Source organism: Bartonella sp. CL63NXGY (assembly GCF_042194905.1).
Classification (GTDB): domain Bacteria; phylum Pseudomonadota; class Alphaproteobacteria; order Rhizobiales; family Rhizobiaceae; genus Bartonella.
On record NZ_JBHINK010000005.1, the window covers coordinates 55992 to 81505 of the forward strand.

Genomic DNA, 25514 nt, shown 5'->3' on the forward strand with positions numbered 1-25514 from the left:
GGCATTTTTTTCTTTGAAAGAGTCATATGTGTTATTATTTTTGCCTTTTGAAAATCATGAACTCCCGTATCCTGATCCAAACCAGTGTTGGCTAAGTTTTGGTTTAACAGAAATCCCAGCTCAAGAATGGGCACAAAATTTAAGAGTTATTACGCCTTGGCGACCAGATTTTTTAAAATTTGTCGATACTCAATTTCACTGCTCTCCTCAAATAGATAAAACCTTCAGCTATGATGGTGCATTTTTACATTTGAGCAAATATCGTGGTTTGAACCAAAATTGTTTTCTTGATTTATTAGAATGCGTTAAACCCAATGGATGGATTGTAATCAGTGGGAATAAAACTGTTGGAGCTGCTTCAATGATGAAATGGGTCAAAACAATTGTTCCCATCACCAATAAATTATCTAAAAATCATGGTCTTGTATTTTGGTTGCAAGTTCCTCAACAAATTGAGAGACATAACATTGCGCAATTGCGCTCACCACCGCTCACTTTTGGTAAATTTCAAACCGCTTCTGGTATGTTCTCACACGGACGTATTGATCCAGGATCTGCTGCGCTTGCGTCTTATATGTTCAAAGTTATTTCTGGAAAAACGGCTGATTTTGGTGCTGGATGGGGCTATCTTTCTCACGTTGCACTTGAAAGAAGTGAAAAACTCACCGCTCTAGACCTTTATGAAGCCGACTACAACGCTTTGAGAGCAGCAAAACGGCACCTTAAATCCATAACAGCTCCTTTTCCAATTCATTTTTATTGGCATGACCTTGTACATGAACCTATCACAAATCTATATGACACAATCATTTCAAATCCACCGTTTCACACACAACAAACGACAGATGTTTCATTAGGAAAAAATTTTATTATAAATGCTGCAAAGTGCTTAAAACCAAGCGGCAGTCTGCTTTTTGTTGCAAACCGCCACCTGCCTTATGAAACATTATTAAAAAATATTTTCCGCACAGTGTTGATACATGAACAAGCCCATGGTTTCAAAATTATCGAAGCGCGCAGATAAACAAAACAAGCAATAACTTTCAAAGAATAAAACGGGAAAGATCGATATCAGCAGCAAGCTCGCCAATAGATTTTCTTACGTAAGCAGCATCAATTTTAAACGATGTTCCAGCTTTATCTGGCGCCGTAAAAGAAATCTCATCCAAAACGCGCTCCATCACTGTTTGCAAACGACGTGCCCCTATATTTTCAATCCTTGCATTTAAATCTACAGCAATATCTGCTAAAGCATCAATTGCATCATCGGTAATTTCCAAATGAACCTCTTCCGTTGCCATAAGAGCAATATATTGTTTAATCAAACTGGCTTCTGGTTCTGTTAGAATGCGTCGTAAATCTTCCCTTGTTAAAGGATTGAGCTCCACACGGATGGGCAAACGTCCTTGAAGTTCCGGTAATAAATCAGATGGCTTGGAAACATGAAATGCACCTGAGGCAATAAAAAGAATATGATCTGTTTTGATTTGCCCATATTTTGTAGCAATTGTTGTTCCTTCCACCAAAGGCAAAAGATCACGTTGAACGCCCTCACGCGAAATCGCAGCACTGGCTCCACCGTCTCGAGTTGCAATTTTATCAATCTCATCAATAAAAACAATACCATCATTTTCAGCAACACGAAGCGCCTCTTGAATAATTTGCTCCTGATCAAGGAGTTTTTCAGATTCATCATCAATGAGCGGTTTAAAAGAATCCTTTACCGTCGTCTTACGGACTTTTGTACGACTGCCCATTTTGCCCAAAATATCTGATAAATTCATAATACCCATTTGTGCCCCAGGCATACCAGGAATATCAAAGGTTGAAGCACTATTGCTATTATTATCGGCGACTTCAATTTCAATCTCTTTCTCATCCAGCTCACCTTCACGCAATTTTTTACGAAAACTATCACGGGTAGCAGGACTTGCTGTTTTACCAACAAGGGCGTCTAAAACGCGCTCTTCAGCATTCACGTGAGCCTTTTCTTTTATTTCATCTCGTTTCTTTTCACGTACAAGAGAAATGGCAATTTCAACAAGATCTCGAATAATTTGCTCAACATCACGTCCCACATAACCAACTTCAGTAAATTTCGTCGCTTCTACTTTAACGAAGGGTGCTCCAGAAAGTTTTGCTAATCGACGTGCGATTCCTGTTTTACCAACACCTGTTGGCCCTATCATTAAAATATTTTTTGGCATAACTTCTTCACGCATCGGCTCATCAAGCTGTTGCCTACGCCACCGATTGCGCAATGCAATAGCTACAGAGCGTTTGGCATCATTTTGGCCGATAATAAAACGATCAAGTTCAGAAACAGTCTCACGAGGGGAAAATACAACACACATTTAAATAGCTTTCTCTAAAGAAGATAATTCTGCATCCAATGTTTCAATCGTAAAATGATCATTGGTGTAAACACAAATTTTAGCGGCAATAGCCATAGCTTTACGAGCAATAGTTTCTGCATCCAAATCCAAATCCATGAGTGCACGCGCTGCTGAAAGAGCAAAATTTCCTCCAGAGCCAATTGCCATAACCCCATCTTCTGGTTCTAAGACATCACCAAGCCCTGTTAAAGCCAAAGTTACTTTCTTATCAGCCACGAGCATCATTGCTTCGAGACGACGCAAATAGCGATCTGTTCGCCAATCTTTTGCAAGTTCTACACAGGCACGCATAAGCTGATCAGGATATTGTTCAAGCTTTGTTTCCAATCTCTCCAGTAATGTAAAAGCATCTGCCGTAGCACCTGCAAAACCAGCAATAACCACTCCGTTCTTTCCAAGACGACGCACTTTACGTGCATTGCCTTTCATAATTGTCTGTCCAAGAGAGACCTGACCATCACCGGCCATCACGACTTTTCCACCTTTTCGTACCGTAATAATTGTTGTACCATACATTATGTCTGGCTTATGTTCTGTCATAAGGAAACTCCTTAATATTAACTTTACTTTTTAATATTGATTTCTTTTCATACAATGTAAAACTCAATTACTATTGTCCTATTTAAGAACATATACAGCAAAACACAATGATTCAGCATAACTCAATTTGTTGAAAATGGAAAAATGATATCATTGTTGTCAATGTAAATTACTGCTAAATAGCTTTATATAAACAGTTTGTGCTTTTTAGAGGAAAATTATGAAAAAAATAGCCATAGGGACCTTAGGTGGAACAATTGCAATGACTGCTGATAGTTTTGGTCACATGCAACCGACTTTAACTTCAGATAACCTTATAAAAAGTGTTCCTGATTTAAATAACGTTGCTGATATTCATGCACAAACATTAATGCAAATACCAAGTGGATCTTTATCGTTTCAAATGCTTTTTGAAATAATTAAGTGGGCAAAACAACAAATAAACGCTGGTGCAGAAGGTATTGTTTTAACACAAGGGACTGATACTCTGGAAGAAACAGCTTTTTTTCTTTCTCTTTATTGGAAGGAGGCTGAACCACTCATCATAACCGGCGCTATGCGCATGCCTCATGAAGCAGGCGCGGATGGCCCCGCAAACATTTTAGCAGCCACTCGTGTCGCAGCAGCCACACAAAGTCGTAACAGGGGCGTTCTCGTTGTCATAAATGATGCAATTCATTCACCTTATTGGCTCTATAAAAGCCATACCGTCAAAGTCGAAACATTTCAATCAGGTCTTGCAGGTGTTTTAGGAACTATTTTAGAGGGAAAACTTATTTATTTCAATGATCGAAAATTTTTTCCGACAACGTTTGATCTTCCCCAAAATCATGATCATCAAATTGCACTCCTCTATTCCTCTTTATCATCTGATGCACAATTAATGAAACTATGCCTTGAAAGTGGGTATTATGCTGGAGTTGTTATTGCTGGTTTTGGTGCGGGGCACTGTAGTTTTCAAGAAGCAGACCTTGTACAACAATATGCACAAAAAATACCAATCATTATTGCTAGTCGTTGTTGTAATGGCTCAACAACTCGTATAACTTATGGCTATAAAGGCTCCGAAATCGATATGATTGCTTCTGGTGCTCTCATGTCTGGTTATTTATCAGCCGTAAAAGCGCGTCTACTTTTATGGGCTTTTTTGGCGCAAGGGCACTCATTAGCACAAATCCGTGCAAACTGGAATGACTGGACTATAAGTTAATGAAAAATGATCTATTATCTTAAAAGAAGAGAGCATGCAAAACAAAATTTATTTGAAAATAAAGCCGCTCTTCTGTCTGCTCTTAATCAATTGCTGCTGCAAAAAAATCTCGACAAATACAAATGATTGATACAACTATACAAAAAATTAATCAGAAAGATAATCTGGTCAAATCTGTTTCTGACCGATATTCACCCTATCGTGTTTTTACTGCACAAGAATGGTCAGAGTTTCGTGAAGACACACCTCTTACTTTGACTTTTGATGAAATTAAGCGTTTACGCTCTATTGATGATCCTATCGATCTTAAAGAAGTCCAACGCATTTATCTTTCTTTATCGCGTCTGTTATCATGCCATGTTGAAGCAGTACAGGAACTTTTCCACAAACGTCAGCAGTTTCTCCATCAAGAAGAGAGTAGAAAAACGCCCTTTATTATTGGAATTGCTGGTTCTGTAGCTGTAGGAAAATCAACCACGGCTCGCATTCTTCAAGAACTGTTGAAACGTTGGACATCTAGTCTTAAAGTTGATCTAATCACAACGGATGGTTTTCTCTATCCTAACGCAATCTTACAGCAAAAAAATCGTATGAATCGTAAAGGATTTCCTGATTCCTATGACATTAAAAAGCTGCTGTGCTTTCTTTCGGCTATAAAAGCAGGTATCGGAAATGTCCGTGCCCCACTTTACTCACATATGACCTATGATGTTCTAGAAAATCAGACAATTACCATCGATCGTCCTGATATTTTAATTGTTGAAGGTATTAATGTATTACAGGTCAGTGATCTTCCTAAAGATGGAAAAGCTATTCCTTTCGTATCAGATTTTTTTGATTTTTCAATCTATGTCGATGCCGAAACAGAAGTCATTCGTCACTGGTATTTGGAGCGCTTTAAACGTTTGCGTAAAACAACTTTTCAAAATCCTGAATCCTATTTTCATCGTTATGCCCACCTCAATGAAAAAGAAGCCTCAAAAATCGCTGAGGATCTTTGGCAAACGATTAATTTAAAAAATTTACAGGAAAATATATTGCCAACACGACCACGGTCCAATCTCATTCTACGAAAGGGAAAAAATCATTTGGTCGAATATGTCGCACTTAGACGACTATAAGGATCTCATAACTATGCAGCACCACCACATTCATTTTACCTCAACGCGTATCGATAACAGTTGCCCTATCATCTTGGTAAACCAAAGAAATCTTGCTAACTTATCACTTGATGCGTCAACAACAGCATGGATAAAAGTTAATGACTTTACTGGAAAAGCGGGACAAATACTCTTTGTTCCTCACGAAACGGGGCATTTAAAAAAAGTTTTATTTGGAATTGGCAATAATAGCGATCCTTTTATCACAGGAGTTCTTGCTCAAAAACTTCCTGCTGGTCAATGGCATTTAGAAGGTACAACCTCTGATGAAATAAATACCTATCTTGGATTAGCATTCGGTAGCTATCAATTTAATCGCTATCGTCAAAATTCTTCTTTCAAATCATTATCCATCCATGTCAATGAGGCCGTTGATCTTAATGAACTCCAACGAATTTATGAAGCTGTCTTTTTCGTCCGTGATCTCATTAATATTCCAGCCAATGATATGACCCCTGATGCTCTCGAAAAAGAAGCTCGAAAACTAGGAAAAACCTACGGTGCTCACATCAAAAGTATTTGTGGAGATGATCTCTTAACCCATAACTTTCCGATGATTCATGCTGTAGGACGAGCAGGCAGCACTGCACCACGACTGATTGAGTTACTCTGGGGGAAAGAACATCATCCTAAAATAACGTTGGTGGGCAAAGGCGTAACTTTTGATACTGGAGGACTCGATATTAAATCAGCCAATAACATGTTGCTTATGAAAAAAGACATGGGGGGTGGAGCAAACGTTTTGGGATTGGCTAAACTTATCATGGATGCAAAATTGCCTTTCCGTCTACGTGTTTTGATTCCAGCTGTAGAAAATGCAATTTCTGCGAATGCTTACCGACCAAGTGATATCCTCAGAAGTCGTAAAGGTTTAAGTGTTGAAGTAGGTAATACAGATGCTGAAGGGCGCCTTGTCCTTGCCGATGCACTCGCCTATGGTGATGAAGAAAGTCCACAATTCATGCTTTGTATGGCTACTTTAACAGGGGCAGCGCGTATAGCATTAGGACCAGATCTTCCCGCATTTTATTGTAATGATTCAATATGGGCACAACAAATTTCTGAATCTGCTCACGCTGTCTTTGATCCTCTTTGGCAAATGCCCCTTTGGAAACCTTACCAAGAAATGTTATCATCACCAATTGCTGATCTTAACAATGTAACTGGAAATAGCTTTGCTGGTTCTATAACAGCTGCTTTATTTCTTAATTCTTTTGTTGAAAAAGCTGAACATTTTGCGCATTTTGACCTTTATGGATGGATTCCAAAAGAAAAACCAGGATACCCTATTGGTGGATCAGCACAAACTATTCGTGCCCTTTATAATATTTTTAAAAATGAAGTTTGACACACAATATTCCAAAAAATAGACAATTTTGCAGCTTAAAGAATAATTGGTCTTACACAGTATTCTTAGTTTTGTTTGAGGATAAAAATCTTACCAATACAGCTTTCATGAGTTTGTTTAAAGGTAAGAAGTAACAAAATGGAAAGCAAAAAGATGATCTCTAAAGACCCAAGACTTCATGCATTCAGAGATGATCTAGCAGATCAACGTCTTGAAACAGAAATTACAGCTCAGCGCTTTGTTCAAGGTGAAAAAAGACGTGTTAATACAGTGGTCGCTGGACTTTTTAAAGAAAATAGTAAAAAAAGTGAAAGACAAACAGAATGCTTATTCGGAGAAGAACTTCTCATTTTTGAACAAGGGGAAACAATGTCGTGGGGACAATCACTCAAAGATGGTTATGTTGGTTATATTGATACAAAAGTTCTTTGTACATCAACCATAAAACAAACGCATGTGGTTTCAGTACCACGTACATTTAAATATTTACACGCTGACTTACGTGGACCAATAGTGTCCCCTTTATCTATGGGAAGCAAAGTCAGTGTTGTTGATGAAATTGAAGTCCGTGACACAATGTATTCTATTCTTGAAAATGGAACAGCAATCATTACGAGCCATCTCAGCCCCATTGGACGCGTATATGAAGATTATGTCACAGTTGCAGAAACCTTTATCCGTACACCTTATCTTTGGGGTGGTGTCAGCGGTTTTGGAATTGATTGTTCGGGACTCATTCAGCTCTCTATGATGATGACCGATCAAATAGTTTTACGTGATACCGATATGCAGCAAGAAACTATAGGCAGTCCTCTTACAGATACTGATAAACTTCAACGAGGCGATTTAATTTTTTGGAAAGATCATGTTGCTATTATGGTCGATCACGCAAATATTATTCACGCAAATGGTTTTTCTATGGACGTTATGATTGAGCCATTGGAAAAATCAATTACGCGTATCGCTAAAAAAAATCAATATCCCATCGCAAAACGCCGTCCAATTCAAGAAACTTCATGCATGCCTCCTATAAAAAATTAATTGAATGTTTTATTATACAATATATTGATTTATAAGGATAATTATCCATCATTCACTCTGCGTCAAGCATTCTAAATATCGTAAAATTTTTTATTTCAAATCTGTTTTTATGTTGGATCAATCAAAGCCGCTTGTCTGTTCATCACAAGCGTAATTGATGTATAAGTAAAAATGATTATGAAAAGAAAAATATTCCTTCTGAATGCCCTCAAATGCCAAGAGCTATCGTAATATTGGGACCAGCTTACTTCTTCATAAGCGTAAAGATAGTGGCGCTCAATAGATTTTACATTATTTCCATAGGGGCTTTAACGTTATATCATTCCGGCACCGTCGCGAAATGGGCTTTGGAGCATTGCGAGGTGCCTCTTTTAAAAAAGCTCGTGAATATGCAACACAATGCCATTCTACATTACGTAAAGAACGTACCCCTCTTAATCAAAAGCAACATTTTTTGAAATTTTTCCTATTATCGATATCTCATGAAATAAATACCCCTTATACCTCTCAGTGCACCCAAACCCATCTCACAATGATACACGTGAAAAGTATAACATACATTGTCTACCACTATCTTTATACTTATGAATCGTGTAAAGACATCGTTATACACTTTGCCAATTCTCAATGTTGCGATAACCCTTGGCTATTGGAGAGTGTTCTTTCAGCACGTATTTTATTTCTTTCTTAAATAATTTTATCCACATAACCCTCCCCGCTTGGAACGTGCAAAAGAATGGTTTTGATTAATTTAACATAAAACAGATTTGAAATGAGAAAGTTTTTTACGACTCTGGACTTCCCCATTCAACATAAAAAATTATAAATTATCATTTTAAATCAATATATTGAATTATATTTTCTTCTTATAACACATTAAAGAAGATGATTTTTCAATACCTGAACCAATGGTTTATCAGCATCAGGCATAGAGTATTTATCAAGATCATTAATAAAAACCCATTCTAAATTTTGCCCCTCTCGTCCTTGCGCAACACCCTCATAATGGTCACAAAGATACAATGGCATTAAGAGATGAAATGTTTTATAGTTATGACTTGCAAATGTTAAAGGGTGTAAATTATTTGGTTGAACATAAATACCAAGCTCTTCCTCTAATTCACGAATCAATGATGCTTCCGGAGTTTCACCTTGCTCAACCTTGCCACCAGGAAACTCCCATAAACCAGCCAGTGATTTTCCTTCAGGACGCTGTGTAAGCAAAACACGATTATTCTGATCGAACAATGCGCATGCAACAACAAGAAGAATAGAACTTTTCATACACATATCACTCCCCAATAGGGAACATAAAAATAACTGACTTTCCTATCATATCCCCTCTGCTCCTAAAAGAGCTCACATACCCCATTTGCTCTGAAAAATAATAAGCTGTTAAATATAAAGTGCATCCATTAACTTCTGTAATCGCTATTGATCATAACGTACTCTTTTGTTAAATCGCAAGACCAAACCGTCGCCGTGCTCTTACCCAAACCGATATCAACACGAATTGTGATGTGTTTACCTTGCATATAAGCACCTATTGTCTCTTCACAATACTCAGGATCTCGTACGCCATTCACGGCCACACGATGCTCACCAAACCAAATCGTCAATAGATCACGATCGACTTCAACACCGGCCTTCCCAACTGCCATAACGACCCGCCCCCAATTCGCATCTTCACCGGCAATAGCCGTTTTTACGAGCGGTGAATTTGCAATTGATAAAGCAATAGTTTTAGCTGCATTGTTTGTTGTAGCGCCCATCACATTAACCTCAATTAAATGACGAGCACCTTCACCATCACAAACAACTTGTAGTGCAAGTTCATGCAGAAGTGCACTCAATTGTTTCACAAAAACCCCATAACGCGGATCAGATTTACTTGTAAGACATGGAAAATGTTCTTTTCCTGTCGCAAACAACATAAGCGTATCTGAAGTTGAGGTATCGCTATCAACAGTAATTGAATTGAAAGAACCCTCAACTGCCTCTGATAACATGGATTGGAGTGCATCCGAAGAAATAGTCGCATCACTAACCACAAATGACAGCATTGTCGCCATATCTGGTGCAATCATACCAGCACCTTTTGCAATTCCATTAATGGTAACACGCTCTCCCCCACAGTCAAAAGTGCGCGTCGCAAGTTTTGGAAATGTGTCCGTTGTCATTATGGCTTTTGCAGCTTCCAACCAATTGCCCTCTTCTGCTGTCTCTGCCATACTTGGTAAAAGATTGACAATACCCGATGCATCCATTGGCTCACCAATAACACCCGTAGAAGCTATAAAAATTTCATCTTCTCTAACCTTTAAAGCGTTCGCTGCTGCACAAATAATTGCATTGGTTGTGCGCTTTCCTTTGCTTCCTGTAAAAGCATTTGCATTTCCAGAATTCACAACAACACCCCTCGCAACCCCATGAGGAAGCGATGCACGACAATGCTCTACAGGAGCAGATGGACATTTTGAACGAGTAAAAACACCGGCCACACTCACTGGCTTATCGAATATGATGAAAAGAAGATCTGTACGATCTTTATATTTAATCCCAGCTTCAGCTGTTGCTATCCGTACACCAGATAATGGAGAAAGCTCTTGGATCTTTTGAGGCGACAAAGGAGAGATTTTCAAAACCACAATATGCTTTCTATAAAAAAATGAAATGATTGCAGATCAATAACCTCTCATAGAAAACTGCTAGGCTTTTTGAACAAAACTAACCTAGCAAATTATCTATTAAAGAGGCTATCTACTTATTTTTCCTAGCTATTCCGTATCTTCTTCATCTGATGTCTCATCGGGAAGTAGCGTCCCATTTTGATGAAGCGATTCCATGATTTTGGTAACATTAGGATCAGGGTATTTCACATCTATCTTGCTACGCAAATCAACAATCAGTTCTTGATAGCGCTTTTTTATTAGCTGTGTCCGCAACATCTCTTTAACATCATCAAATGCAGGCGGTTGTTTTACACGACGATCTTCTAATTTAATAATATGCCAACCAAAAGGACTTTCAACGGGTTGTTTTGTGTATTCGCCAACTTTCAAACCAAATGCGGCATCTTCAAAAGGCTTGACCATTTGACCATGGCTAAAATAACCAAGATCACCCCCAACGGCAGCAGAACCATCTGTTGAACTTTTCTTTGCAATCTCTTCAAAATTTTCGCCTTTATTTAAATGCTTAATGATAGCTTCTGCTTCTTTTCTCGTTTTGACCAAAATATGACGCGCTTTAACCTCATCCTCTTTAGGTAAAGCAGCAACTTCTTGCTTATAAAGAGCTTCCAAATCAGTATCCGATATTTTATCAACAATCTCCTGTTTAAAATAAAGCTGTTGAAGAACATTGTCACGCATGACTGCCATACGTTTATCGTAAGCTTCTGTCTTATCAAGACCCTTGCTTCTTGCTGCTTTTGCGAGTGCCTGCATATCTAAATAAGCTTTTAAAACCATCATACGGCGTTGTTCATCAGGAAAACGTGCTAAATTAGGATTTATTTCAAGCGCTAAATCATCCAATTGGCCTGCTGTAATATTTTTCCCATCAATAACCGCCATAACATGAGAAGGAGAAACGGCTTTTTCAGAAGCTTTCTCTAAAGTCTTTAAATCACTCGACGATGAATTCAAACCTTCTTGAGCACTCACCCCTAAACTTGTACTTGCCAATAAAGTTGATGCTAAAAAAAGCGTGATAAAGTTAAATTTCATAAATATACTCCTTAAAAATGAAGGCAGGTTCAAGATTCCAATTTTCTTTACCATAACACTTTAATCTTTAAACATAGAGAAATAAATTAGTAATTTTATTTTAAAAAAGTATAAAATCATCCTTTTATCTCAGTTTCTCCAATCCTATCTAATGCAGATGAAAAACATGATAATAGAGAAAAATGACATATTGTATCTTAAATTACTTTGTATTGTATCAGTTAAATAGCATACTTAAAGTTGACATAAAGCGCTTAGCCTCTTATCTCTACTTTACAATTAGAGTGAAAAATTGCACACCAGCAAGTATAATGGTACCATCTGCATTTCATGATGTCTCCAATGATATCAGACAACCTGAAGGAAATGTAGAGTATGGGGAGAGCATATGAATTTCCCAACAAGAGTGACAACAATTAAAAGAAAGGGCCAGAGATGGTCAGTTTAGGTGTTTTTGCCCGTAAGTTTTTTGGTTCAGCTCATGAGCGACATCTCAAAGCACTCCGCCAAAAAGTTGCACAAATTAATGCTTTGGAAGAACAATTCGTAAAATTAAGTGATGAGCAGCTTTGCCAAAAAACAGATGCCTTTCGTAAACGTCTTAGTGAAGGTGAAAGTGTTGATTTGCTCTTACCAGAAGCTTTCGCGACTGTTCGTGAAGCCGCAAAACGTGTTTATGACATGCGTCCTTTTGACGTACAACTTATTGGTGGAATGGTCCTTCACGACTGCGGCATAGCTGAAATGCGTACTGGTGAAGGTAAAACCTTAATGGCAACTCTACCAATTTATCTCAATGCATTGGAAGGTAAAGGCGTTCATGTTGTGACAGTAAACGATTATCTTGCCAGTCGTGATGCTGAAACAATGGGAAAAATTTTTAGTTTTCTAGGGCTTACAACAGGCGTGATTCTTCATGATCTTGATAGTGATGCCCGCCGAGAGGCCTATGCATGCGACATCACCTATGCCACAAATAATGAACTAGGTTTTGATTATTTGCGTGATAATATGGCCTTCGATCGTAGTCAAATGGTCCAACGTGGACATCATTATGCAATTGTCGATGAAGTTGATTCGATTCTTATTGATGAAGCCCGTACCCCCCTTATTATTTCTGGTCCTCTAGAAGATCGTACTGACTTCTATAACCTTATTGATACATTTATTCCTGCCTTAACTCCAGAAGACTATGAAATAGACGAAAAACAAAAAACAACGACATTTACCGAAGTTGGTACTGAAAAAATTGAAAAAATGCTCGAACAAGCTGGGCATCTTAAAGGTGAGAGTCTTTATGACATAGAAAATGTCGCTATCGTTCATCATGTCAATAATGCTCTAAAAGCTCATAAACTGTTTGCTCGCGATAAAGATTACATTGTTCGCAATGATGAAATCGTTATTATTGACGAATTTACAGGGCGAATGATGCCTGGGCGGCGTTATTCTGAAGGACTTCATCAAGCGTTAGAAGCTAAAGAGCATGTTGCTATTCAACCAGAAAACCAGACACTTGCTTCCATCACTTTCCAAAATTACTTCCGTATGTATAGGAAATTATCTGGCATGACTGGAACTGCAACAACAGAAGCCGAAGAATTCAGAAATATTTATGGTCTTGACGTTGTCGAAATCCCTACAAATTTGCCAATACAACGTATTGATGAAGATGATGAGATTTATCGAACAGCAGAAGAGAAATATCGGGCAATTGTGCGTGATATCCGTCAAGCGCACGAAAAAGAACAGCCTATTCTTGTTGGAACAACCTCTATTGAAAAGTCAGAACAATTGGCAGAGCGTTTGCGAAAAGAAGGCATTACCGATTTTAGAGTCTTAAATGCTCGCTATCACGAACAAGAAGCATATATCATTGCGCAAGCAGGCGTTCCTAGAGCTCTCACCATTGCAACCAACATGGCAGGACGCGGTACGGATATACAGCTTGGTGGTAATGTTGAAATGCGCATCCGACAAGAGTTACAGGATATCCCCGAAGGTCCAGAGCGGACAGCTAAAATTGAAGAAATAAAAAAAGATGTTCAGAAGCTTAAAGAAAAAGCTTTAGCGGCTGGAGGGCTTTACGTTATCGCTACTGAACGTCATGAAAGCCGTCGTATTGATAACCAGCTTCGTGGACGTTCTGGTCGCCAAGGCGATCCTGGTCGCTCAAAATTCTTTCTCTCTCTTCAAGATGATCTTATGCGTATCTTTGGCTCTAACCGTATGGATGGTATGCTGCAAAAACTTGGATTGAAAGAAAATGAAGCTATTATCCATCCATGGATTAATAAAGCCCTTGAAAAAGCACAAAAAAAGGTCGAAGCACGAAACTTTGAAATTCGTAAAAATCTGCTAAAATATGATGATGTCATGAATGATCAACGCAAGGTTATTTTTGAACAGCGTATGGAGGTCATGAACGCAGATGATTTATCAGAAATGATCCTTGAAATGCGCAATGAAGTCGTAGAGGATCTCGTAGAGGCTTATATTCCATCAGGGACATATTCTGAAAAATGGGATGCAAAAACTCTTGAAGAAGAGCTTCAACAACTCTTTAATCTTGAGCTTCCAGTGGAAGAATGGGCAAAAGAAGATGGAATTGCCGAGGAGCAAATTCTAGAGCGTGTATCAGATGCTGTTACAAAACTTGAAAATGAGCGTACTGAACGATATTCTCCAGAAGTTATGGCTTATTTTCACAAAGCAGTATTGCTCGAAACTATTGACACGTTATGGCGTGAACATCTGGTGAGTTTAGATCATTTGCGTTCTGTTGTTGGTTTTCGTGGTTATGCGCAGCGGGATCCGCTCAATGAATATAAGACAGAATCATTTGAACTCTTTCAAAGTATGTTGAGAAATTTGCGCCGAATTGTCACTTCTAAGCTTATGCGCTTTGAAATCATTCAACACCCCACAGAACCGACCATACCTGAGCAAACTGATGCTGCTTCTTCTGTCTTTAATGATCAAAGTCAAGAAAATGCTCCCACCTTATCGGCACGATCACAAGAAAATAGATTTGTTAATCCACAAGATCGTGACCCTAACGATATAACCACATGGGGAAAAGTTGGACGTAATGAGCGTTGTCCTTGCGGTTCAGAGAAAAAATACAAACACTGTCATGGAGCCTTTATTTGAAAAGCAAATTATGCAAATGAATAAAAAGCGAAATTATGAGCAAGAATTGCGCACCGCTGGTTTAAGAGTAACACGTCAACGACGAGTTATTCTTGATATTTTGACTGATACAAATGATCATCCCAATGCATTTGAAATTTTTCAGCGTGCAAACAAAATAGATTCGAATATTTCACTCTCAACTGTTTATCGAACCATGAAAATATTAGAAGGAAATGGAACAATTCATCGCCATAGCTTTAGTGGTGGTCCATCTCGTTTTGAGCAAGCAGATGGGCAACATCATGATCATCTCATTGATATAGAAACAGGACAAGTCATCGAGTTTCATTCTGATGTTATTGAAAAGCTACAAGAGGAAATTGCAAAATCTCTTGGCTATGATATTATTCATCACCGCCTTGAACTTTACGGAAAAAAAAACTCTTAAAAAAGTGATCATATATCATTAGATAAAAGACCTCAGGCAAATCAAATTTTATAAAAATTTACCTTTAAAATATAATAGTTTTCATTGGCAAAAAAAAAGAATTGCTTTATTACCCCTCTTTGTATGATGCTATACGGTAATTCATTGCCAATATTATAACAAAAAATCATTGCAACAAAATATTATAAAAAATTGTATTATAAAAAATTAGGCCAATATTATCATGGTTTCCTTGCCACAAGATCGTATGAGACAGCTTGAAAAGCGCTTTGAAATAATTGAAAGCCAAATGACGACGAATCCAAATGCTGAAACATATGTTAAATTAGCTTCTGAATATGCAGAACTACAACCCGTTATTGCCTCTATACGCGCATTAAATGCTCTTTACGAAGAGATTACAGAATTAGAAACGATTATCAACGATAAACAAACAGATATAGAGATGCGTAATCTTGCCCAAGAAGAGCTACCATCGTTATATAAAAAAGTAGAGCAATTTGAAAAAGAACTCCAGATACTGCTTTTGCCTAAAGATGTTGCTGATGAAAAAAACGCTATTGTTGAAATTCGTGCAGGAACGGGTGGATCAGAAGCAGCACTTTTTTCCGGTGATCTTTTCCGCATGTATGAACGTTATGCCCATGCTCACCATTGGAAAGTAGAAGTTATTTCACTTAGTGAGGGGGAAGTTGGCGGATATAAAGAGATTATTGCTACCATTTCAGGAAAAGGTGTCTTTTCTAAATTGAAATATGAATCAGGGGTTCATCGTGTGCAACGCATCCCTGAAACAGAAACAGGTGGACGTATCCATACATCTGCTGCTACCGTTGCTGTGCTTCCAGAAGCTGAAGATATTGATATTGATATTCGTCCTGAAGATATTCGTATCGACACAATGCGTGCATCCGGAGCAGGAGGACAGCATGTTAATACAACGGATTCAGCTGTTCGTATCACGCATATTCCAACAGGAATTATGGTCGTACAAGCAGAAAAATCACAACATCAAAACCGAGCAAGAGCCCTTCAAATTTTACGGGCACGCTTATTCGATATCGAACGACAAAAAGCGGAAAGTGAACGTTCAGCTTCTCGTAAAAGCCAAGTTGGTTCTGGTGATCGCTCAGAACGTATTCGTACCTATAATTTTCCACAAGGACGTGTCACGGATCACCGTATTAATCTAACCTTGTATAAGCTTGATCGCATTCTAGAGGGAGATCTTGATGAGCTTCTTCATGCACTCATCTCAGATCATCAAACAACACTGCTGATGGAAATGGATAATAATTGAGCAAATATTCTTTCAAGAATGTCATCCAACAAATGCAAGAAAAATTGCGCACGAAAGGAATTGCTGAAGCCGATCTCGATGCGAAAATACTCGTTGAATGGATAACAGGAATAAATGCTGCTGAAAGAATTTCTAAACCAGATATGCATCTATCTTCTGAGCATATTATACAAATAGAACAAGCTTTACAACGGCGTATTGCAGGCGAACCCGTTTACCGTATTATAGGAGCACGAGAATTTTATGGTATATCTTTTACATTGTCTCAAGAGACGTTAGAACCTCGCCCTGATACAGAAACGCTGATAGATCTTGTTCTCCCTTTTCTCCAAAAACAGGTCGAAAATTCGAGAAAAACAACATTCCTTGATATGGGAACAGGAAGTGGCGCCATTGCTATTGCACTCCTTAAACAAATTCCCCAATCCTATGCGGTGGCAGTCGATATTTCTGAAGATGCCCTTAGAACAGCAAAAAAAAATGCAAAAAATGCTGAAGTAGCACACCGCTTCACACCTCTTCTTAGCGACTGGTTTGATTCTGTCGCAGATCGCTTTGATTTTATTGTTTCCAATCCACCTTATATTCCCGTAAAAGATATCAAAAAACTTGCAAAAGAAGTGCGCTTACATGACCCATTGCGCGCTCTGATAGGAGGAGAAGATGGACTTGATTTTTATCGAAAACTCGCCCATGAAGCAGCCAACTACTTAAAAGAAAACGGCTATATCGCTGTTGAAATTGGTTTCTCTCAAGAAAATGAAGTCTGCAATTTGTTCGAAAAAAATGGTTTTCAATGTTTAGAAGTGCGCAAAGATCTAAGTGGAATACCCCGCGCACTTCTATTTGCATGCAAACATTAAAATTCCCAATCATCATCCGTGGTAGCAACCGCCTTGCCGATGACATAAGAAGAACCTGCCCCTGAAAAAAAGTCGTGATTTTCGTCAGAGTTTGGTGATAAAGCTGCCAAAATAGCGGGATTAACACGACAAACCTCAGGGGGGAAAAGAGCTTCAAAACCTAAATTCATTAAAGCCTTGTTTGCATTATAATGAAGAAAAATTTTAACATCTTCTGTCAATCCAAGCGCATCATAAAGATCTTCAGTATATTTGCACTCAATGTTATAAAGATCAAAGAGCAGGTTAAAAGCAAAATCTTTAATTTCTTGTCTTTTGGCTTCATCAAGCTTTGCAAAGCCCAATTGGAATTTATAACCTATATAATAACCATGGACTGCTTCATCACGAATGATTAGTCGAATGAGGTCTGCTGTATTGGTCAACTTAGCGCGACTGGCCCAATACATGGGCAAATAAAAACCAGAATAAAATAAAAAGCTTTCCAGCAAAGTCGAAGCAATTTTTTTCTTAAGTGGATCATTTGCTTCATAACGCTCAAGTACTAATCTAGCCTTTTTCTGCAAATGAATATTTTCTTCTGACCATCTAAACGCGTCATCAACTTCTACCGTCGAACAAAGGGTTGAAAAAATAGAGGAATAAGAACGTGCATGAACCGCTTCCATGAAGGCAATATTCGTCAAAACTGCCTCCTCATGCTCTGTTATCGCATCAGCCAGAAGCGAAATGGCTCCTACAGTGTTTTGAATTGTATCTAAAAGCGTTAGTCCTGTAAAAACACGAATTGTCAATTTACGTTCTTCATCCGTTAAGCTTGACCATGAGGGAATGTCATTGGAAAGTGGAACCTTCTCAGGTAACCAAAAATTCCCAGTTAAGCGATTCCATACTTCAAGATCCTTCTCATCATGTAATCTATTCCAATTAACAGCGCACACAACAGGATTTTTGGTTGTAATCTTTGTCATATGATGATCTCCTATAAACTGCAAGAAACACAGCCATCAACTTCCGTTCCACTTAATGCTACTTGCCGTAACCGTACATAGTAAATACTCTTGATACCCTTTTTCCAAGCATAAATTTGTGCGCGGTTAATATCACGTGTGGTCGCTGTATCAGGAAAAAATAATGTTAATGAAAGACCTTGATCAACATGCTGTGTTGCAGCAGCATAGGTATCTATAATTTTTTCAGGGCCAATCTCATAAGCATCTTGGTAAAAATTCAAATTCGTATTATCCATATAAGGAGCGGGATAATAAACGCGCCCAATTTTTCCCTCTTTGCGAATTTCAATTTTTGAAGCAATTGGATGAATAGAAGAAGTGGCATGATTAATATAGGAAATAGATCCCGTAGGTGGAACTGCCTGCAAATTGCGGTTATAAAGCCCATACTCAATAACTAATTTTTTGAGTTCCTGCCAATCCTTTTGATCTGGGATAACAATATTATTCCGTGCAAAAAGCTCTTGCACAAGCGCAAATTGCGGTTTCCATTCTTTTTCAATATATTTTTCGAAAAAACTTCCATCTGCATAAGCTGATTTTTCAAACCCTGCAAACATTTCTTGACGTTCGTGCGCAATTAAATTGGAAGCCCGTATGGCATGATATGTCACAATATAAAAATAGATATTGGTAAAATCAATCGCTTCTGGAGACCCATAATAGATCTGCTCACGCGCTAGAAACCCATGCAAATTCATTTGTCCCAAACCAATCGCATGACTTTCAGCATTGCCTTTCGCAATGGAAGGCACACAGGCAATATTGCTCATATCCGAAACAGCAGTAAGAGCACGAACAGCAGATTCCACGGTCTGTCCAAAATCAGGACTTTCCATTGCTTTGGCAATATTCATGGATCCAAGATTACAGGATATATCACTTCCAATCGTGCGATAAGTTAAATCTGTCTCCAGTTCACTCGCCTCACTCACTTGCAAAATTTCTGAACATAAATTGCTCATACTTATGCGCCCAGCTATCGGATTCGATCGATTAGCAGTATCCTCAAATAAAATATAGGGATAACCGGACTCAAATTGAATTTCCGCTAATGTCTGGAAAAAAACGCGTGCACTTATTTTCTTTTTACGAATCTTTGCATTATCAACAAAAGAACGATAATGCTCCGTTAAAGAAATATCGCTAAAAGGCTTACCTGTCACACGCTCGATATCATACGATGAGAAGAGATACATATCCTCATTATTCCGTGCAAGCTCAAAAGTAATATCAGGAATAACGACACCAAGCGAAAGCGTTTTAATTCTAACTTTTTCATCAGCATTTTCACGCTTTGTATCCAAAAATTTCATAATATCTAAATGATGAGCATGCAAATAAACAGCTCCAGCCCCCTGTCGTGCCCCAAGCTGATTGGCATAAGAAAAAGAATCTTCCAAGAGTTTCATCACCGGTAAAACACCTGAGGACTGATTTTCTATTTGCTTAATTGGTGCCCCTGCTTCCCGCAAATTCGTTAAACAAAGCGCCACACCTCCACCACGTTTTGAAAGCTGCAAAGCCGAATTAACCGCACGACCTATCGATTCCATATTATCTTCAACACGTAGCAAAAAACACGAAACCAATTCACCTCGTTGTTTTTTTCCAGCATTTAAAAATGTCGGTGTTGCCGGTTGAAAACGTCCTGTAATAATTTCATCCACAAAATTTTCAGCAAGAGCTTTATTCCCTTGTGCCAAATATAAAGCTACAAGACAGACGCGATCTTCATAACGTTCAAGATAACGTTTCCCGTCAAAAGTCTTCAGTGTATAGCTGGTATAATACTTAAATGCGCCTAAAAAGGTAGGAAAACGAAACTTAAATGCATAAGCACGTTTAAAAAGTTTTTTAATAAAAGAAAAATCATAAAGCTCAAATAAAGCTTTTTCATAATAACCTTCTTCTATTAAGTAATCTATTTTTTCCTTCAGGTTATGAAAAAAAACTGTATTTTGATTAACATGCTGAAGAAAATATTGCCGTGCGGCAAGCCGATCCATATCAAATTGAATATGACCATTTTCATCATAAAGATTAAGCATTGCATTCAGCGCATGATAATCAGTAATCTGATCCGATTTCTGCGATTGTCCTATACCAATTGTTTCCAAAATATTTCCAATCCCTTTTTTACATAAATAACGTCTTCATCAGTTCCACGCAGCTCAAAACGATAAAGGCAAGGTACACAACATTTTTCAGCAATAATTTTACTTGCTAAATTATAATAGCGACCAAAATTACGATTCCCACCGCCAATAACACCACAAATTAATTTTCGGTTCTCAGCTTCATTAAGAAACTGGACAACGGCTTTCGGCACTGCCCCTCTTCCTTCACCATCTGCATATGTAGGAACAACCAGTACATAAGGTTCACCAACCAATGCAGAAGGCTTTCTTTTATCAATTTTGAAGAGTCGTTGACCAAGCTGCGAGACAAAATGCTGTGTATTACCCGTTGCACTCGAATAATAAACAATAAGCCCCATTAAGCACAAAGACCACTAATCATATCTGGTCTAAAACCAGACCAATGATTTTCACCACAAACAACGACAGGAACCTGACGATACCCCAGAGATTGAACAAAACTGTATGCTTGTTCATCACAGGAAATATCAACAACACGATAATGAATGCCTTTTGCATCAAAAGCGCGGCGTGTAGCATCACATTGGACACAAGATGGTTTACTATAAATAGTGATCGACATTTTCTTCAACTTTCACAATTCCAAACAATCAACCCTCAAAGGTCAATCTAATAATTTTATAGGTACTCAAGAATAACAAAAAATAGAAATTGTACGCAAAGCATGTGGTTATTTTTCAAATAGTACACAGCTTCCTGAATATAACAGAATTCCTCATCAAATAACTTCAAAGACTATGATGAGAATAAGAGATTATTCTACAACTTAAATGGCAAAGTCCCCTAGTTATAAAACAATCTTTTGCTTGCATTACAATTCCCTCCTGCTGTCTAAAAAACTAACGTTCTAAACTACCGTTTTCCAAGAGCTCTGTTTTACTCTTTTACGGCAAAAATCAATTACAAAAATGAAAGGGAATCCTTCCAAAAGAGATCCTTCAGCAAAAATACTGCTATACCCTTGGTCAATAAACTCTTTACAATAATGGAAATAACTTAGATACCAAACGAAACACACTAACACCCTCTCTTGTGCTTATTTAGAATCACCAATCATTTTGATACTATATATAGTATATACTCTCTCTCGTTCGTCAAGGTGAATTCAATTATTATTTTTAATTTTCCACGATCTTCCCACTAAAATTTTCAGTACTCAAAACTATGTAATAATATAACATTTTGTTGACAAACGTTATATTATTACATAGTTTCCAAAATAATAAGCAACGATGGTAAAAAATATGGATCTGCTCTTCAATAAGACAACATTAGGCTATAGGAATAGAATAGCAATAAAGAACTTTTCAGCAAAGTTAAAAGCTGGTTCATTGGTCGCAATAACAGGTGATAATGGCGCTGGAAAATCGACACTGCTAAAAGCCATCGCCGGATTGATTAAACCTCTTAAGGGAAAAATTATAAAACAAAAAAAAAGTCGCATTGCTTATCTTGCTCAGCAATGTGATATAGATCAAACATTTCCAATTGATGTGAAAACGCTTGTAAAAACAGGACTGTGGTCTTTTTGTGGATTATGGAAAAATCAACGCCCTTATGATTCTAAGATTAAAAATGCGCTTAAAATGGTTGGGCTTACAGAACTCGCACCCCGTTCACTTGAAACATTATCAGGCGGGCAATTACAACGTGCTCTTTTTGCACGTATCATTGTCCAAGATGCCAATATTATTTTGCTTGATGAACCTTTCAATGGTGTAGATCATAGTACCCAAAAAGACCTTCTTGCACTGATCACATACTGGCAACAGCAAGGACGCACAATTCTCACCGCACTCCATAACCCTCTCATCGTGCAAGAATTTTTCCCCCAAATGATTCAAATTGATCAACAAAACGCCTTTTATGGAGAAACAACACAGTTTTTAAACAACACCATTCATCACGTTATGCCACCTCTCTCATCCAATTCTTTCCCTGTTAGCGCACAAAAACAAAATCTTCCCATCAATGATCCTCTCTTTCTTAGGTTATAAGACGTGTATGCATTTTTTCTTGCCCCCTTTGTTGATTTCCAATTTATGCAAAACGCCCTTATCGGTTCTATTTTCCTGTCTATTAGCGCTTGTCCTGTTGGTGTGTTTTTGATGCTCCGTGGAATGAGCTTGACAGGAGATGCTATCTCTCATGCCATTCTTCCTGGTGTTGCAACTGCTTTTCTGATTTGTGGTTTTTCCCTCATATCTATGACTCTTGGTGGCATCTTCGCTGGTCTTATTGTTGCTTTAGCAACCATTTTGATTTCACGAAACAGCTTTCAGAAAGAAGATGCATCCATGACCGTCTTTTATCTTATTGCACTCGCGGCAGGTGTCATTATTATCTCACTGAAAGACTCAACAATTGAGCTGCTTCATCTCTTATTCGGATCGGTTCTTGCACTTGATGCACAAGCCCTTTGGTTAATCGCTACTATAATGCTGATTACACTATGCAGCCTTTGTATTTTTTGGCGTGCACTCGTTTTAGAAAGCTTTGACCCCCTCTTTTTTAAATCACTCTCTCCATTGAGTAAATATATTCATATTTCATTGCTTGGACTTGTGGTGTTGAATCTGGTTGGAGGCTTTCAATCACTAGGAACATTACTCTCCGTTGGCATTATGATGATTCCAGCCATTACAGCCCGTTTTTGGTTTTCACGGCTAGGCCCTATTTGCGCGCTTTCCACTCTTTTTGGAATCATTTCTAGCGTATGTGGTCTTCTGCTTTCTTTTCATCTTTCACTTCCCTCCGGCCCTGCTATCATCATTGCCGCAGGATTTATTTATCTTGTTTCCTGTTTGATAAGTCCACGTGGCTTTATTGTAACATGGTTTCCCCACCTCTTTTATACCTCCTCACTTTAAGGAAAAAAATGTGCCTAAGTTTGCTCAAAAATTTGCTCTTCTTGGAGCTTTATTGCTTGCCCTTTCTCCATTTTCTGCTTCTGCACACAATAAAATCAAAGTTGTTGCGAGCTTTTCTATTCTCGCAGATCTCGTCAAAAATGTAGGAGACAACCATATCTCTATGACCACTTTTGTAGGTCCCAATGCGAATACCCACACTTATGAACCTACCCCCCATGATGCTCAAGCTCTTAGAAATGCTCAAATTATTTTCATCAACGGGCTTCATTTAGAAGGATTTATTGATCGCCTCATTACAGCAAGTGGTACAAAAGCACTTCTTGTCGAAGTTAGCGCTAACATTCCCTCCCTCAAAATGAAAAATCAAGAACATAATGCCCATCACCACCACAGCGTTATTGATCCACACGCTTGGCAAACCATTCCCAATGTCAAAATCTATGTGAAGAATATCGCTGCTGCTTTTTGTAAACTCGATCCACAATCCTGCACCAGCTACAAAAAAAATGCCGAAACCTACATCCAAAAACTTAAAATAGCACAAGATACCCTGAAAACAAAAATTGCTACCATTCCTAAAGATAAACGTATCATTATCACATCTCATGACGCCTTTGGCTATTTTGCCAAGGAATATGGTTTTACTATCCTTGCCCCTCAAAGTGCTTCAACAGAAGCTGAAGCATCCGCAGCCGATGTTGCTAAACTTATCAAACAAATTAAAGCGAATAAAGCAGCTGCACTATTCGTTGAAAATATCTCTAATCCCCGTCTCATAAAACAGATTGCAAAAGAAACAGGCTTAACAATTGGTGGAACACTTTATTCTGATGCATTGTCAAACAAAAATGGTCCAGCAGCAACTTATCTCGATATGATGGAACATAATGTGAATACCATCATTGATGCCATCACAAAACATTAAGATCTTCTACAAAAGAGATAAAAAAGAGTTCATAAAATCATAAGTCTATGATTATATTACTAATGATGCCCAACATCTATAATTGATAACATTGATATGAAATAAAGTGACTTTTACAGAGAAATTTATATTCAATAGATTCTAAGATAGATAAAGTAAGTGGATTTATTACCTCATGGTGCCCAAATCATTAGCAGTAGCACTCTACTTTTCAATGATTCTTTTACAATAACTCTCGACACTTGAAACGATTCATAAGAAGCATTTGGTGTTTCTTTCTTAAAATATTTTTATCTATCCAACTCCATTTATAACATGCAAGTGGGATTAGCGTATGAATAAAAACCACTTGAAGAAAAAATGCCTCTTCTAAAGAGTCTCAACACAATAATTGTTGCAATGTTGGAGACTGAAAGAGAGTATGATGATGTCCCCAGCTTGCACTTTTATAAGCATAAAGATGGCGATACACTGTGGATTTTATGTTATACCACTCATAAAAGACTGCGTGAAAAAATAGTTGGAACAACCTTGCAAGATATTTTTTAAAACAAGTGCGTGAATTGGCAACCCAATAGCCTTCTGTTTAGGTATTCTGTTTTGTATGAGAGGTGCAACTCTATTCAAAGAACGTAATAAAAAAATGTGCTCAGCAATGCGTAATCTCCATTATGTAAGAGACATTGGCTCAGATTTTTTTTTGAAAATCGCAATACTAAATTAAAAGATGAGGCTAAGGATAGAAACTATTTTTTATCTTGATGCTTTCATATTCTCCCTAAATTAAGCTGTCTCCTCATTTTAGAAATTACATAAGAAGACAAGCTTATTCCACTCTGACATACAAAAACTGAATACAGCACCGAACCGTCTTCATATTTGTCTCAAACATACTGCTGTATAAAGTTTAGGTTGATTTATAAGCAACAAAAAAGCACGCGCTTTATAAGAAAGTAATATCATAAAACCATTAATAGACTGGCAATATATTGAAAAAATATACCAGATTTTATAAAATGTTTTGCAAAACAATAATATAACTGTCTTTGTCTCTGCTGATTCTTATAGGTGTTCGCACCAATCCCTTATGTTATATTCATAAAGATCTGTTTTAGGATGATCTATAGGCAATTTTTAACTCAAGACTATAGAAAGATCGATGAGATGTTACAGATGTGTTTCATCTGCTTTTATCGTTAACAGTCATGAAAATTCTAAAACAAGCACGCCTTCTATATCTCAGTGATTTTTTTGCAACTTATCAGATACCCTCGCTGAGAATTGCATAGTGATTTACATGAGAAAAAATAAACTTGTAGCATGCGCGCATAGGTTTCTCTCTAATTTATGTGATTGGTAGAAAAAACAA

At 37.8% G+C, this 25514-nt stretch carries 21 protein-coding genes; 12 read left to right on the forward strand and 9 right to left on the reverse strand.

Translation table 11 applies throughout. From position 1 onward, the window contains the following. The first annotated feature begins 28 nt into the window (after nt 1-28). Nucleotides 29-1024: a class I SAM-dependent methyltransferase gene (locus ACFIK0_RS04140; protein WP_375663552.1), complete on the forward strand. Its 996-nt coding sequence runs from the start codon at nt 29-31 to the stop codon at nt 1022-1024. Between the two features lie 19 nt (nt 1025-1043). On the opposite strand, the gene hslU is transcribed toward ACFIK0_RS04140, so the two are convergent. Together hslU and hslV are read right to left on the reverse strand one after the other, a co-directional pair. Further along, nucleotides 1044-2354: an ATP-dependent protease ATPase subunit HslU gene (hslU, locus tag ACFIK0_RS04145; RefSeq protein WP_375631079.1), complete on the reverse strand. Its 1311-nt coding sequence runs from the start codon at nt 2352-2354 to the stop codon at nt 1044-1046. Continuing rightward, nucleotides 2355-2936 (reverse strand): ATP-dependent protease subunit HslV, encoded by a 582-nt coding sequence (gene hslV / locus ACFIK0_RS04150; protein WP_012754621.1) that lies wholly within the window; start codon nt 2934-2936, stop codon nt 2355-2357. Nucleotides 2937-3156: 220 nt separating this feature from the next. On the opposite strand from hslV, the gene ACFIK0_RS04155 reads away from it, so the two are divergent. The 4 genes from ACFIK0_RS04155 to ACFIK0_RS04170 all read left to right on the forward strand — a co-directional run bounded on the left by ACFIK0_RS04155 (nt 3157) and on the right by ACFIK0_RS04170 (nt 7695). Then, nucleotides 3157-4146, forward strand: a complete 990-nt coding sequence (locus ACFIK0_RS04155; RefSeq protein WP_375663553.1) for an asparaginase — start codon at nt 3157-3159, stop codon at nt 4144-4146. Between the two features lie 122 nt (nt 4147-4268). Next, nucleotides 4269-5267 (forward strand): type I pantothenate kinase, encoded by a 999-nt coding sequence (gene coaA / locus ACFIK0_RS04160; RefSeq protein ID WP_273790598.1) that lies wholly within the window; start codon nt 4269-4271, stop codon nt 5265-5267. 13 nt (nt 5268-5280) lie between these two features. Further along, complete coding sequence (locus ACFIK0_RS04165; RefSeq protein WP_375631081.1) at nt 5281-6654, forward strand: M17 family metallopeptidase; 1374 nt, start codon at nt 5281-5283, stop codon at nt 6652-6654. Between the two features lie 153 nt (nt 6655-6807). Further along, on the forward strand, nt 6808-7695 hold the full coding sequence (locus tag ACFIK0_RS04170) for an NlpC/P60 family protein (RefSeq protein WP_375663554.1): 888 nt from the start codon (nt 6808-6810) through the stop codon (nt 7693-7695). An 876-nt stretch (nt 7696-8571) separates the two neighbouring features. Here ACFIK0_RS04170 and mutT read toward each other — a convergent pair. The 3 genes from mutT to ACFIK0_RS04185 all read right to left on the reverse strand — a co-directional run bounded on the left by mutT (nt 8572) and on the right by ACFIK0_RS04185 (nt 11426). Beyond that, the gene (gene mutT, locus ACFIK0_RS04175; RefSeq protein ID WP_375631082.1) at nt 8572-8985 is read right to left on the reverse strand and encodes an 8-oxo-dGTP diphosphatase MutT; all 414 of its coding nucleotides are present in this window, start codon (nt 8983-8985) and stop codon (nt 8572-8574) included. A gap of 125 nt (nt 8986-9110) precedes the next feature. After that, nucleotides 9111-10343 carry a bifunctional glutamate N-acetyltransferase/amino-acid acetyltransferase ArgJ gene (gene argJ / locus ACFIK0_RS04180; RefSeq protein WP_375663555.1) on the reverse strand — a complete coding sequence of 411 codons (1233 nt, stop codon included), beginning with the start codon at nt 10341-10343 and terminating at the stop codon, nt 9111-9113. A 129-nt stretch (nt 10344-10472) separates the two neighbouring features. Next, nucleotides 10473-11426: a peptidylprolyl isomerase gene (locus ACFIK0_RS04185; protein WP_273790601.1), complete on the reverse strand. Its 954-nt coding sequence runs from the start codon at nt 11424-11426 to the stop codon at nt 10473-10475. Nucleotides 11427-11861: 435 nt separating this feature from the next. Between ACFIK0_RS04185 and secA the strand changes: the two genes are divergently transcribed. The 4 genes from secA to prmC all read left to right on the forward strand — a co-directional run bounded on the left by secA (nt 11862) and on the right by prmC (nt 17172). Continuing rightward, nucleotides 11862-14579: a preprotein translocase subunit SecA gene (secA, locus tag ACFIK0_RS04190; protein WP_375631084.1), complete on the forward strand. Its 2718-nt coding sequence runs from the start codon at nt 11862-11864 to the stop codon at nt 14577-14579. Further along, nucleotides 14518-15009 (forward strand): Fur family transcriptional regulator, encoded by a 492-nt coding sequence (locus ACFIK0_RS04195; protein WP_273790603.1) that lies wholly within the window; start codon nt 14518-14520, stop codon nt 15007-15009. The genes secA and ACFIK0_RS04195 overlap by 62 nt, the downstream gene beginning before the upstream one ends. Before the next feature lie 223 nt (nt 15010-15232). Then, on the forward strand, nt 15233-16309 hold the full coding sequence (gene prfA, locus ACFIK0_RS04200; RefSeq protein ID WP_375631085.1) for a peptide chain release factor 1: 1077 nt from the start codon (nt 15233-15235) through the stop codon (nt 16307-16309). Next, a complete protein-coding gene (gene prmC, locus ACFIK0_RS04205; protein ID WP_375663556.1) occupies nt 16306-17172 on the forward strand; it encodes a peptide chain release factor N(5)-glutamine methyltransferase in 867 nt (288 codons plus the stop codon). The genes prfA and prmC overlap by 4 nt, the downstream gene beginning before the upstream one ends. Here the strand turns inward: prmC and nrdF are convergent. Genes nrdF through nrdH form a run of 4 tightly spaced genes read right to left on the reverse strand, consistent with a single transcriptional unit; the run spans nt 17169 to nt 20909 of the window. Continuing rightward, a complete protein-coding gene (gene nrdF, locus ACFIK0_RS04210; protein ID WP_273722534.1) occupies nt 17169-18143 on the reverse strand; it encodes a class 1b ribonucleoside-diphosphate reductase subunit beta in 975 nt (324 codons plus the stop codon). The two genes, prmC and nrdF, sit on opposite strands and share 4 nt — an antisense overlap. Nucleotides 18144-18154: 11 nt before the next feature. Continuing rightward, complete coding sequence (nrdE, locus tag ACFIK0_RS04215; RefSeq protein WP_273790606.1) at nt 18155-20305, reverse strand: class 1b ribonucleoside-diphosphate reductase subunit alpha; 2151 nt, start codon at nt 20303-20305, stop codon at nt 18155-18157. Beyond that, the gene (gene nrdI, locus ACFIK0_RS04220) at nt 20287-20685 is read right to left on the reverse strand and encodes a class Ib ribonucleoside-diphosphate reductase assembly flavoprotein NrdI (protein ID WP_273790607.1); all 399 of its coding nucleotides are present in this window, start codon (nt 20683-20685) and stop codon (nt 20287-20289) included. Before nrdI ends, nrdE begins: the two co-directional genes overlap by 19 nt. Next, a complete protein-coding gene (gene nrdH / locus ACFIK0_RS04225; protein ID WP_005774163.1) occupies nt 20685-20909 on the reverse strand; it encodes a glutaredoxin-like protein NrdH in 225 nt (74 codons plus the stop codon). The genes nrdI and nrdH overlap by 1 nt, the downstream gene beginning before the upstream one ends. 682 nt (nt 20910-21591) lie before the next feature. On the opposite strand from nrdH, the gene ACFIK0_RS04230 reads away from it, so the two are divergent. Genes ACFIK0_RS04230 through ACFIK0_RS04240 form a run of 3 tightly spaced genes read left to right on the forward strand, consistent with a single transcriptional unit; the run spans nt 21592 to nt 24145 of the window. Further along, the gene (locus ACFIK0_RS04230) at nt 21592-22344 is read left to right on the forward strand and encodes an ABC transporter ATP-binding protein (protein ID WP_375663557.1); all 753 of its coding nucleotides are present in this window, start codon (nt 21592-21594) and stop codon (nt 22342-22344) included. A 3-nt stretch (nt 22345-22347) separates the two neighbouring features. Next, entirely contained in the window at nt 22348-23217 is an 870-nt protein-coding gene (locus ACFIK0_RS04235; protein WP_375631086.1) for a metal ABC transporter permease, read from the forward strand. 10 nt (nt 23218-23227) lie between these two features. Then, nucleotides 23228-24145, forward strand: a complete 918-nt coding sequence (locus tag ACFIK0_RS04240; protein ID WP_375663558.1) for a metal ABC transporter solute-binding protein, Zn/Mn family — start codon at nt 23228-23230, stop codon at nt 24143-24145. Nucleotides 24146-25514: the final 1369 nt, after the last annotated feature.